Raw genomic sequence first — 12,104 nt, 5'->3', positions numbered from 1 at the left:
GAGGCTGGGACATAATTTTATGTCTTGGCCTCTTATTTGTTTATTTATATAACATAAAGACCAATTCATTAACTGCATATAAGGGTATGTGTTATTATTATTTATATAAGTTTGATGAGAAAAGAGGTATAAACAACTATGGAAGAAATTACAAAACAGATTGAATATTCGTTAAGACATATAGTAGAAAGAACGAAATTAAAATCAAGAGGGCAGTTAAAGGTTTATGATATAACACCGCCTCAATTTATTGCTTTACAATGGCTCAATGAGCATGATCAAATTACAATTGGTGAGTTATCTAAACGTTTATTTTTAGCATATTCTACAACGACAGATATAGTAGATAAACTTGAGAAAAAAGAACTCGTTCAAAGAATTCAATCTGAGAAAGATAAAAGAGTATTCCACGTCAAGTTATTAGAAAAAGGCACGGCACTTATTGACGAAGTTGTTCAAGCGAGACAAATTTATACTGAAGATCTTCTATCTATTATGGAAGATGAAGATAAAATAAAGTTTAATGAAGCGTTAGAAATTATGTTAAAAAGAATGCGAAGTGAAGATGAATGAATAAACCAATTGGCGTAATCGACTCAGGGATTGGTGGTTTAACAGTTGCTAAAGAAATCATGCGACAATTGCCAAATGAGACGATATTTTATTTAGGTGATATCGGAAGATGTCCGTATGGCCCGAGAACAAGAGAAGAAGTTAAATCATTTACCATTCAATTAGCTAACTTTTTAGTTGAAAAAGATATTAAAATGCTAGTCATCGCATGTAACACAGCTACTGCGGTTGCTCTGAAACCTTTACAAGAAATGTTATCAATACCCGTGATTGGAGTTATTGATCCAGGTTCAAGAACAGCAATTATGACGACTAAAAATAATCGCGTGCTTGTTCTTGGTACTGAAGGGACAATTAAATCTGAAGCATATAGACGAAGTATTAAATCTATTAATCCTCAAGTAGAAGTTAAAGGCGTCGCTTGTCCAGGATTCGTTCCTTTAGTTGAACAAATGAGATATAAAGATCCGACGATTACGAGTATTGTTATCCATCAAACGCTTAAACAGTGGCGATATGATGATTCAGATACAGTAATTTTAGGATGTACACACTATCCACTACTATATGATGCGATTCATCAGTATTTTGATGATGGCAAGACAATTATATCTTCAGGTTTAGAAACAGCAAGAGAAGTAAGTGCATTATTGACTTTTAGTAATGAGCATTCTTATTATACACCAAATCCGAAACATCAATTTTTTGCAAATGGTGATGTTGAACATATTACGAGAACGATTAAAGAGTGGCTACATATAGAAGATGCTCATGTTGAACGAATAACATTGTAAGGAGAGATAAATATGAAAGATATTATTATTGCATCAAATAACCAAGGAAAGATAAATGACTTTAAAACAATTTTTCCAAAAGCAAATGTGATAGGTATTTCTGAAATTGCACCTGATTTTGATGTAGAAGAAACGGGTACAACATTTGAAGAGAATGCAATTTTGAAAGCAGAAGCGGCTTCCAAACAATTAAATAAAATCGTTATTGCTGATGATAGCGGATTATCTGTAAAAGCTTTAAACGGTGAACCAGGTATTTATTCAGCAAGATATGCAGGGGCTCAAAAAAATGATCAAGATAATATAGAAAAATTACTAACAAACTTAAAGGGTATAGAAGATAGAGCAGCAGAATTTGTTTGTGCCATTGCTGTAAGTGAGCCTGGTAAAGAAACTGTTACATATGTAGGTAAAGCACCTGGTGAAATTATAGACAAACCACGAGGGGAAAATGGATTTGGCTATGACCCGATTTTCTTCGTACCTTCACAAGACAGAACGATGGCAGAATTAACTGCTGCAGAAAAAAGTGCAATCAGTCACCGTGGAAATGCAATTAAATTAATGAATGAAGATATAGGGGAGCGATTCCAATGAAATGGGTAATTGTTAGCGATAATCATGGCGAACAGGGCATACTTCATGAAATATACGAAAAAAATAAAGACGCAGATTTATTTTTACATTTAGGGGATTCTGAATTCGACTATAACGATACAGAATTAAGTTTGTATCAAAGAGTTAAAGGAAATTGTGATTTCGATCCACAATTTCCAATAGAAGAACAAGGTGAACTAGAAGGTATTGGCTATTTCTATACACATGGACATAGATATGATATTAAAGGATCTAGAGAAGTATTAAGTGCCCATGCTAAAAATAACCATGCTAAATTTGCATTTTATGGACATAGTCATATAGCATTGTGTGAGACAATAGATGGCGTTTACTGTATCAATCCAGGAAGTATCTCTCAAACAAGAGGCCAGTGGGAAGAAACATATGCCATCATCGAATTCGACGAAGCACTAAATAATGCGACATTAACATATTTAAATAGAAATAATGAAGAAATAGAAAATTTATCATTAGCACTTTAAATATATATTTTGTAAAACAAAAATGGCAAATAGATTTTATTTATTGAGATATTCTTACGAATATCTCAATTTTATTAAAAATTTAGAATAAACTTTCAATTAAACAAAAATTGTTTTATAATTATGAATGTCGTTAATTTTATGTAAAAACTAATAAGTTATTATACGTAGGAGGGGTAGAGATGGGCAGAACACACGTTACATCAGTTATTAATGATGATGAGTTTTGTATAAATAAAAACGAATATAACGACTTACATAAGAACGAAAACATATATGTATTAACAGCAAACGGACTTGTACATGCGAGTGTTATAGAAATATTTGAAGATAAATCTTTGTGTAAAGCCGAAAAAGCCAATACAGTTAAAGTTAATGACATAGTTATCACCGAATAAAAGTAAAACAAAATAACTAAACGTGTAATAATACTTCGAAAGCGATTTAATAAACCTTTTTCTTTTTAAAAAGTATTGATAAATCAGTATCTATTCGATATAATTATTCTTGTGTTGAAAATGTCCTGGTAGCTCAGCTGGATAGAGCAACGGCCTTCTAAGCCGTCGGTCGGGGGTTCGAATCCCTCCCAGGACGTAAATTACCAATATCCCGTTGTATCTCGTTACTTGTAACGTTGATATGACGGGATTTTTTTTGTATATATAAAAGGCTTGTTAATTAGCGTAACTGCGCCAATACTGCACCAAGATGTATAAATTATTTGTGATACTCTTAAGTAGCTTAATAAAAGTAAATAAGGATGCAGGTGTCAAATATGTGTCAAAAGTATAACTATGTACAACATGGATCAACAAGTATTTATGTTATAGATTATCTCCGTAATTTACTATTTGATATCTTTCTCTAAAATGATTGCTAAGTCATTTTTATCTGGATAACAATTTTTTATTTGAAAGTCATTTTTGATATTTAAAATAAGCATGCTTTTCCATTTATTAAAAGTCTTAGTTTGAATTTTTTCGTACCCTTTACTTTTTAATATGCTTATTTGTTTATCCATAAGCATTTGCGCAATTCCATGATTACGATTATTTTTTTCAACGCCACCTAACCAACTGTAGAATGTTGATCTATCCACTTCATATCCAATTTTATATCCAACAATTGTTTTTTTCTTTATAGGCGACTAAAATTATAATTTTATTTTTACTTAAGAATTTGTCGTTTAAATTTACATTTGTATCAAAAATTTCATTGTGTATTTTGGATAATTCTTTATTTTCTAACTCTGGTAATGAATTATAAAACTCTTTTATATATATGATTGTTATCACCTATATTTTTGAAATGAATTATAGTCTTTATTCTTTTTTGTTTTCTAAATACCAATTTATAGCAAGTTTTTCAGTCATTTTTACAAATTCATTTTTTCCATTTACATATTTTTCTTTGTCTCCACAATACTTATTAATGAGCATCATTTTTAAATCCTCATATTCTTTTGCTACTTCTGGAAACTCAATTAAGAAGTCTCTAAAAGCGAGATGGCGAATAATGTTTTTATCATCTTTACAATCGTAAACATGAACATGGTAAAGTTTTTTATTTGTTTCTTTATCAAGTTTAGTAAAGTATCTTCTATTAACTATTCCATATTCGCCATGCACATCATAATCAAACTCTTCAAAAGCAAGATTATATTTATCCACATTGTCTATATTATTAACGATCGGCATAATATCTATAATTGGCTTTGCAGATATATGTGGAATCGATGTACTACCAATATGATGGATTGAATGTAATTCATCACCAAGTATTCTTTTTATGTTGTTTGATTCTTTTGCAAAAAGATTTACCCAATTAGGATTATATTTTTCGATATTAACCTTCATTATCTTTATCAGTCCTTTTGAATATGTCATAAATTCATAATATGCCTCATCATTCTAGATAGTAGATTAAGTTTAACTTATTTGAGCAATTTAAAACAAATTATGTTCTTAATATTTTTAATAATCAATTGAAAAAAATTGATATTAATTGATATATTTGGTGTATTCTGTAAATGGAATGGAGGGTTGCTTATGATATATATAAATTTTTGGAAGCAAACATTCGATTACAAGAATAAATCAAGTTTTCGTGATCTGTTAGTATGCATGTTTGTAAACATTATCATTTTAGTACTTATTATGGCACTTGGTGTGATTGTGCCAATTACATGGGAAAATAGTATTGTTAATCTATATTATATTGTTCTTGTCTTAATGATTTTTCCTATGATTGTACTGATAGTTAGAGTAATTAAAAATTATAAATAAATAGTATGAATTGTGAACGAAATGATGAATCTCATCATTTCGTTTTTTTTGTGAAATTAAAACCATACGCTATGCGTATGGTACAGTATGGTTTCACCGTTGTATTAAAAAATGCATCTCTACATGCTAGAATAATATTTAGTCAGCCAACCAAAATTAACAACACGAGGAGATGCATTAAATGTCATCAGACACAAACAGTTTAGCACATACAAAATGGAATTGTAAGTACCACATTGTGTTTGCACCAAAATATCGTAGACAAATTATTTATGGGAAAATTAAAAGAGATATTGGTATTATTTTAAGACAATTGTGTGAAAGAAAAGGTGTAGAAATAATAGAAGCTGAAGCATGTAAAGATCATATTCATATGTTAGTTAGCATTCCACCAAAGTTAAGTGTTTCTCAATTTGTAGGTTATTTAAAAGGTAAGAGGAGCTTAATGATATTTGATAGACATGCCCATTTAAAGTATAGATATGGTAACAGAAAATTTTGGTGTAAAGGATTTTATTTAGATACAGTTGGTAGAAATAAAAAAGTGATAGAAAATTATATAAGAAATCAATTACAAGAGGATATAGTAGCAGAACAGTTAACAATGATAGAGTACATAGATCCTTTTACTGGGGAAGAAACTCGAAAGAAGAAAAAATAAAACAACCCTTTGGTACTGCACCCCTAAAGTTAGAGTAAAAAAACTAACTTTAGGGGGTGTTTTAATATGACAAAATATAGTGATGAATTTAAGTTGAAAGTTGTAAGAGATTATCTAGATGGCCATTATGGTTATCGAAAATTAGCTAAAAAATATAATATACCTGATAAAATTATTATACGAACATGGGTAAAAGCCTTTCAATCATTCGGTGTAGATGGCATTAAAAAGAAACAGAAAAAGACAGTTTATTCTGTTACATTCAAAATAAATGTATTAAACTATATGAAAAGAACAGGCGATTCCTTCCAAGATACAGCGATTAAATTTGGCCTAAATACCCCATCTATTATTGTGCGATGGAAAAAGATATATGACAAAGAAGGTGTGGAAGGACTCGAAAAGCCGAAAGGACGACCTCCCATGAAAAAGAAGAAACAGAAGAAATCTAATCAAAACCTATCACGAGAAAAAGAGTTAGAGCTAGAAAATGAAAATCTTCGATTAGAGAATGCTTATTTAAAAAAGTTGAACGCTTTTCGAGAGAATCCGAGTGCCTTTCTAGAAAAGCACAAGCAGCAGTGGCATTCGAACTCAAAGAAGAAGGATTCAAATTAAAAGATATCTTAGTAAAGGTTGGTATACCAGAAGCAACCTATCATTACCATGCCAAACAATTACAAAAGGAAGATTTAGATAAAGGTTGGAAGAAAAAGATCATTGAACTTTTTCAAAAACACAACGGTAAATACGGCTATCGTCGTATATATTTAGCTTTGAGAAATCAAGGTTATCTCATTAACCATAAGAAAGTACAACGAATTATGCGAGAACTAGGATTAAAATGTCAAAAATACACACGTAAATCACGCTATCAATCATACAAAGGTACAGTTGGTAAAGTGGCTGAAAATCGCTTGAATCGTAGATTCCATACATCTATTCGACTTCAAAAATTAGTGACAGATATCACTGAATTTAAATGTGCTGAAGAACAAAAATTATATCTCAGCCCTATTATGGATTTATACAATGGGGAAATCATTTCTTATGGTATATCCAGAAGACCAACATTAGACTTAGTACTTCAATCATTGGATAAAGCAGTTACAATCATTAAGCATGAAGCACCATATCGTACGACGATACATTCTGATCAAGGTTGGCATTATCAGCATAATGCATGGATTAGAAGATTATCGGAACAAAGGATTTATCAAAGTATGTCACGTAAAGCGACGTGTGCGGATAATGCTTCTATGGAGAATTTCTTTGGCATCATGAAGCAGGAAATGTATCATGGAGAAGAACTTGTTAACTATGAAACATTAAAAAGAAGAATTGAGGATTACATCTATTGGTATAACAATGAACGTTTGAAATTAAAATTGGCTGGACGAAGTCCAGTACAATACCGAACTCAATCCAGCCAATTAATAGCATAATGGAAACTCTAACTTTGGGGGGTCACTACCTTTTAAGGGTTGCTGGGAAAGTAGTACATTTGGCTGATCTTCTCAGTGCCCTTTTAGGGCTGGTCAGTAATAGAGGCTTATAGCCGCAGAACAAACCACCCGTTAAACGGGTGGTTTTGATTGTTTATATGAACAAAATAGAAAGTAAAATCAAACAATATAGAACAAAAACGCTAGACTATAATGATATAAAAGTATACAATAAATGTAAGTTTTCAAATTTAAAAAGGGGTGTTTAATTTGAATTTTAGTAATAAAACATTTGTATGGAGGAAAAAACTGTTTGTCGTTTCAATTGTTTCTGTTATGTTGTTCAGCTTATTAACGCTGACGAATCATCATGTAGAAGCAAAAGACAAAGGGGATGTATTAAAGAGCAACAAAATGAAGGTAAAGGTTGATAAGTCGTTTCCAAGGGCTATTGAGTATACTTTGAAAAATGGTAAAAAGATGGATGGCCAAGTTAAAGAAATTAAGACGATTAAAGTGAATGGTAAATCGGTTCAACCGAAAGTTAAGTATAAAAGAATGAATGCACATACAGCACGATATCAATTAATTGCTTCTAATAAAGATAAAAAAATAGATGCTGAATTTACAATTGAGATGAAGGTTAAAGATAACCAATTGCATTTTGATATGAAGGATTATAAAAGCAAGTTAGATGGTAAAAGTGATGATACTGTTATAAAAGATTTTGAAATACCTAATCATTCATTAGTTTCTGTGAATTCTAAACAGAAAAATGCTAACTTACAAACAACACGTATGTCTACAAATACGATGAAAAGTGGCGACAAAAACTTTAAAGTTAATAAAGATATTGAAGATGATTTTAATTATCCAATGATGTATGGTTTTGTTTCAAATGATAAGACGAGTGCAGGTGTTTGGAGTAATTCACAACATTCTGAAGGAACAGGTGAGTTAGATTATACGAGAATAAATGCAACCTCGGAACAAGAAGATGAAGATAAATATGTCGGTTTATCCAGTTCTAAATGGATATTGCAGCCTGGTCAAAGTTATGAAAATGCTAAAGAACAACAATTAATGCCGAAAACAAAAGTTGTTATAACGGATGATGAAAATGGTGATGGAAAAACAGACTGGCAAGATGGTGCTATTGCATATAGAGCTATCATGAATCATGCAAAAGGGTCTGAGTCTGTACCAGATTTAGTTGCACACCGTATCGCAATGAATTTCGGTTCACAAGCACAAAATCCATTTTTAAAATCACTTGATGGTGTTAAAAAAGTTAATTTAAATACAGATGGATTAGGTGAGTCCATTATATTAAAAGGATATGGTAGTGAAGGTCACGATTCTGGTCATCTTGATTATGATAATATTGGTCAACGTATCGGTGGCGCAGAAGATATGAAGAAATTACTTAAGAAAGGTAAGAAATATGGTGCAAAGTTTGGCGTACATATTAACGCAAGTGAAACATATCCAGAGTCTAAAGCATTTAATCCTGACCGTTTAAGAAAAAATGACGAAGGTACGTATAATTATGGTTGGAATTGGTTAGATCAAGGTATTAATATTGATGCAAAATATGATATGTTGCACGGTAGAAAAGACCGATTAAAAGCTTTTAAAGATAAAGTAGGTAAAGATTTAGACTTTATTTATGTAGATGTATGGGGTAATGGTCAGTCAGGTGATAACCAAGCTTGGATGTCTCATCAATTAGCAAAAGAAATTCAAGATTTAGGTTGGAGAGTGGCTGTTGAATGGGGTCACGGTATGGAATATGATTCAACATTTCAACATTGGGCTGCAGATTTAACGTATGGTGGTTATAAAAACAAAGGGATAAATTCAAAAGTTGCAAGATTTATTCGAAACCACGAGAAAGACTCTTGGGTAGGTAATTATCAAACTTATTCAGGTGCAGCTGATTATCCATTACTAGGTGGATATGATATGAAAGATTTTGAAGGTTGGCAAGGTAGAAACAACTTTGATGAATATATTAATAATATTTTTAAAACAAATTTATCTACGAAATACTTACAGCACTTTGAAGTTACGAAGTGGGTAGATGGTAAACCAGTCAAAATGACAGCAAATGACCAAACTGTTGAATGGACACCTGAAATGGAAATCCAATTAAAAAATGGTAAGGATAAAGTAGTCATTAAACGTAAATCTAATGATTATGAAAATGACAAAGAAAACTACAGATCTAGAACGATAACGTTAAATGGTCAGAAGATATTAGATGGCAATAAATATTTAATTCCATGGAACTGGGATGAAAATGGTAAGCAATTAAACAGTAAGAAACAAAAGCTCTATCATTATAATGAAGATGGTGGAGAATCAACTTGGGAATTACCAAAAGGTTGGAAAAGTAAGCATTTAAAATTATACCAACTAACAGAGCATGGTCGTCAGTATGTAGATAATGTGCGCGTTAAAGATGGAAAAGTTACTTTAAGCAATGTTAAAGCAAATACTCCATATGTATTGTATAAATCAAAACAACGTAATGAGAAAGTAAAATACGGAGAAGATATGCATATTAAAGATCCAGGATTTAATGCAGAAAATCTTAAAGATTGGAAAATTAAAGGGTCTAAAAAAGACGTTTCTATTACGAAATCTAACAGTAGTGACAATATGTTAACGATTAACAATCCGAAGAAAAATGTTGAATTGAAACAAAAATTAACAGATTTGAAACCAGGTAAACAATATGCAGTTTATGTTGGTGTGGATAATCGAAGTGATCAAAAAGCACGTATTAGTGTAGATGCAGATGGTACGACACATCAAAATTATACAACTAAATCTATCGCTAAAAATTATGTTAAAGCTAACGCTCATAATACAACTAAAGAATCTGCAACGAAAGGTAACGACAGTTATTTTCAAAATATGTATGTGTACTTTAAAGCACCTAAAAATGGTAAAGCAACTTTAACACTTTCTAGAGATAAAGGTGAAGGTGTCACATATTTTGATGACATTCGAATTTTCGAAAATGATCAACAATTATATTCACAAGATAATGTGTTTAAACAAAATTTTGAAAAAGTACCTCAAGGCATATTCCCATTTGTCGTTTCTGATATTGAAGGTGTAGAGGATAATAGAACACACTTATCTGAAAAACATGCACCATATACACAACGCGGATGGAATAATAAACGTATAAGTGATGTTATCGATGGTACATGGTCATTAAAAATTAATGGTCAAGTAGAAAAGAATAAACTTGCTTATCAAACGATACCGCAAAACTTTAGATTTGAACCAAATAAGACATATGAAGTTTCATTCGATTATGAATCAGGATCCGATGACACATATGCTTTTGCTACAGGTAACGACAGTATTGATAATCAAAAATACAAAGAAACACCTTTGAAAGGTACTGTAGATAATAAAAAACATCGTCAATTCAAAACGAAAATTAAAGGTCATAAAAATGGTCAAACTTGGATTGGCATAGCGTCAACAGATAAGAAGGCAGACAATAAAGGTGTTAAAAATGAAGGGCAAGTCAACTTTGAAGGAACTAAAGATTTCGTATTAGATAATTTAGTCATTAAAGAAGTGAAAGAGAAATAAGTTAAAAATGGGTCTAGGACAGAAAGGTTCTAGACCTTTTTTCATATTTTTAGAAATAAGATGGGAGAAGATTGCAAGTGGGGTGTGACTAGCAATGTTGGAGGTCTGAATATTGCAAGTGGAGGGTGACAAGCAATGTTGAGGACCTCCTATTTATCAAGACTGGTGAAACAAGATAAATAGGAGCTTCGTATTTATCAAGACTGGTGAAACAAGATAAATAGGAGCTTCGTATTTATCAAGACAAGCCAAACAAGATAAATAAGTGCCTTGTATATTGCAAGACACCACAAACAAGCAACATAGAAGCTCCGTATATTGCAAGACTCCCCAATCTAGCAACATAGGTCCTCTCGTATACAACTATTTTTCCAAATGAAAAAGACTGGCAAATTTTATGTACCAGTCTCATTACCATTATCGCTATTAAATTTCGATTGATTCTCGTTCAATTGTATAGTTCCATTGATGCATGTCTGGAAGCTTACGTTGCTGAATAAATGTATATGTTGTATATAAATGTTGTGTAATTGGTCCGATTTTATTGTTATGAATGGTTAAGATATTGTCGTTATATTTGATTTCACTTACAGGCGTGATGGCATTCAAAGTACTCGTACTAAAGACTTCTGTTAATAATTCATCTTTATATGATTGAAGGACTTCGTCAATACTAATTTGTCTTTCTTCTACTTGATAGCCTAACTCTTTTGCTAAATCAATAACTGATTGTCGTGTTACACCTGGTACTGTAATACCATCTAATGCTGGTGTAATCAGTGTATGATTGATAACGAAGAAAATATTCATATTATTTAATTCTTCTATATAAGTTCTCTCTGTTCCATCGAGCCATAGTACATGATCATATCCAAATTGAGCTGCTTTAGATTTTGCAGCGTATGAAGCGGCATAGTTACCACCAAATTGTGTAAAACCAGCACCACCTGCAACGGATTTAACATATTCATCTTCTACGTATGCTTTTATAAGTTCTGGTGTTTGGCAATTCATTGTTGTAGGTAGTGGAGATAAGAATGTAATGAGTTCATATGTATCAGATTTACTAACACCTAATTTATTCTCTGATGCAAACATAACTGTTCTAATGTTAACAGGTTGATGTGCATGTGAATCAAATAGTTGACGTTCTTGATTAATAAGGTGTTGGATGCCTATAAGTAGTTCGCTTTTATTTATAGCTGGCATTTAGATTCGGTTCAGTGATTGATTGAACTTTTCAATGTGTTTGAAAGGTTTGAAGATATGAATATCGTCATTGATATGATAGGCGACCATATCTTCAAAAACAGTTTGACCATAATGAAGACATTGTGCACTTGGAGAAATAGTGATAGGTGCATAATCTTTAATGATAGGAGAAGACCATCCTTTTGATGCTTGATAAGACATAGTTAACATTTTGTTACCAAAGGTGGATACACATTCGTCCTTTGTTTGACTACTTGATGATTGATATTCCATATAAATTGCCTCCTATATTTAAGTAAGTAATGTGAAATAGTATATCAGCTATATTGACCTAATTCAATATTTATTTTGAAAATTCTGAAAATAATTTTATGTGTAACTTGTGGGTTATGATGATATACTTTGATTGTGAAAAT

The 12,104-nt window shown here is 31.5% G+C and carries 13 protein-coding genes and 1 tRNA gene; 10 read left to right on the top strand and 4 right to left on the bottom strand.

Going from position 1 to position 12,104, the window contains the following annotated elements:
* Positions 1 to 138 precede the first annotated feature (138 nt).
* The 6 genes from MUA60_RS10400 to MUA60_RS10375 all read left to right on the top strand — a co-directional run bounded on the left by MUA60_RS10400 (position 139) and on the right by MUA60_RS10375 (position 3,061).
* Entirely contained in the window at positions 139 to 573 is a 435-nt protein-coding gene (locus tag MUA60_RS10400; protein ID WP_025904623.1) for a MarR family winged helix-turn-helix transcriptional regulator, read from the top strand.
* Positions 570 to 1,367, top strand: coding sequence for a glutamate racemase (gene racE / locus MUA60_RS10395; RefSeq protein ID WP_025904622.1), 798 nt, complete (start codon positions 570 to 572; stop codon positions 1,365 to 1,367). Before MUA60_RS10400 ends, racE begins: the two co-directional genes overlap by 4 nt.
* A gap of 12 nt (positions 1,368 to 1,379) precedes the next feature.
* Positions 1,380 to 1,964, top strand: coding sequence for an XTP/dITP diphosphatase (locus MUA60_RS10390; RefSeq protein WP_262648177.1), 585 nt, complete (start codon positions 1,380 to 1,382; stop codon positions 1,962 to 1,964).
* Positions 1,961 to 2,467: a YfcE family phosphodiesterase gene (locus MUA60_RS10385; RefSeq protein WP_262648176.1), complete on the top strand. Its 507-nt coding sequence runs from the start codon at positions 1,961 to 1,963 to the stop codon at positions 2,465 to 2,467. Before MUA60_RS10390 ends, MUA60_RS10385 begins: the two co-directional genes overlap by 4 nt.
* A 182-nt stretch (positions 2,468 to 2,649) precedes the next feature.
* A complete protein-coding gene (locus MUA60_RS10380) occupies positions 2,650 to 2,865 on the top strand; it encodes a hypothetical protein (RefSeq protein ID WP_037587508.1) in 216 nt (71 codons plus the stop codon).
* 122 nt (positions 2,866 to 2,987) lie between these two features.
* Positions 2,988 to 3,061 (top strand) — tRNA-Arg (locus tag MUA60_RS10375).
* A gap of 253 nt (positions 3,062 to 3,314) precedes the next feature.
* On the opposite strand, the gene MUA60_RS10370 is transcribed toward MUA60_RS10375, so the two are convergent.
* Both MUA60_RS10370 and MUA60_RS10365 read right to left on the bottom strand, forming a co-directional pair.
* Positions 3,315 to 3,566, bottom strand: coding sequence for a GNAT family N-acetyltransferase (locus MUA60_RS10370; RefSeq protein ID WP_262648175.1), 252 nt, complete (start codon positions 3,564 to 3,566; stop codon positions 3,315 to 3,317).
* A gap of 223 nt (positions 3,567 to 3,789) precedes the next feature.
* Entirely contained in the window at positions 3,790 to 4,353 is a 564-nt protein-coding gene (locus MUA60_RS10365; RefSeq protein ID WP_262648174.1) for a GrpB family protein, read from the bottom strand.
* A 580-nt stretch (positions 4,354 to 4,933) separates the two neighbouring features.
* Between MUA60_RS10365 and tnpA the strand changes: the two genes are divergently transcribed.
* From tnpA to MUA60_RS10345, 4 genes are all read left to right on the top strand, one after another.
* On the top strand, positions 4,934 to 5,413 hold the full coding sequence (gene tnpA, locus MUA60_RS10360) for an IS200/IS605 family transposase (protein WP_262648173.1): 480 nt from the start codon (positions 4,934 to 4,936) through the stop codon (positions 5,411 to 5,413).
* 66 nt (positions 5,414 to 5,479) lie between these two features.
* Positions 5,480 to 6,031 carry a helix-turn-helix domain-containing protein gene (locus tag MUA60_RS10355; RefSeq protein ID WP_025907016.1) on the top strand — a complete coding sequence of 184 codons (552 nt, stop codon included), beginning with the start codon at positions 5,480 to 5,482 and terminating at the stop codon, positions 6,029 to 6,031.
* Positions 5,995 to 6,858, top strand: a complete 864-nt coding sequence (locus MUA60_RS10350; protein ID WP_262648172.1) for an IS3 family transposase — start codon at positions 5,995 to 5,997, stop codon at positions 6,856 to 6,858. The genes MUA60_RS10355 and MUA60_RS10350 overlap by 37 nt, the downstream gene beginning before the upstream one ends.
* A 270-nt stretch (positions 6,859 to 7,128) precedes the next feature.
* Positions 7,129 to 10,476, top strand: a complete 3,348-nt coding sequence (locus MUA60_RS10345) for an endo-alpha-N-acetylgalactosaminidase family protein (protein WP_316964757.1) — start codon at positions 7,129 to 7,131, stop codon at positions 10,474 to 10,476.
* Positions 10,477 to 10,902: 426 nt separating this feature from the next.
* Here the strand turns inward: MUA60_RS10345 and MUA60_RS10340 are convergent, their stop codons facing one another.
* Complete coding sequence (locus tag MUA60_RS10340) at positions 10,903 to 11,685, bottom strand: aminotransferase class IV (protein WP_262648171.1); 783 nt, start codon at positions 11,683 to 11,685, stop codon at positions 10,903 to 10,905.
* Entirely contained in the window at positions 11,686 to 11,961 is a 276-nt protein-coding gene (locus MUA60_RS10335; protein ID WP_262648170.1) for a branched-chain amino acid aminotransferase family protein, read from the bottom strand.
* Between the last annotated feature and the right edge of the window lie 143 nt (positions 11,962 to 12,104).

This window comes from Mammaliicoccus sciuri (genome assembly GCF_025561425.1).
GTDB classification, from domain to species: Bacteria; Bacillota; Bacilli; order Staphylococcales; family Staphylococcaceae; genus Mammaliicoccus; species Mammaliicoccus sciuri_A.
Note: the sequence above shows the minus strand (reverse complement) of the source record. Positions and strands in the feature narration are given on the sequence as shown.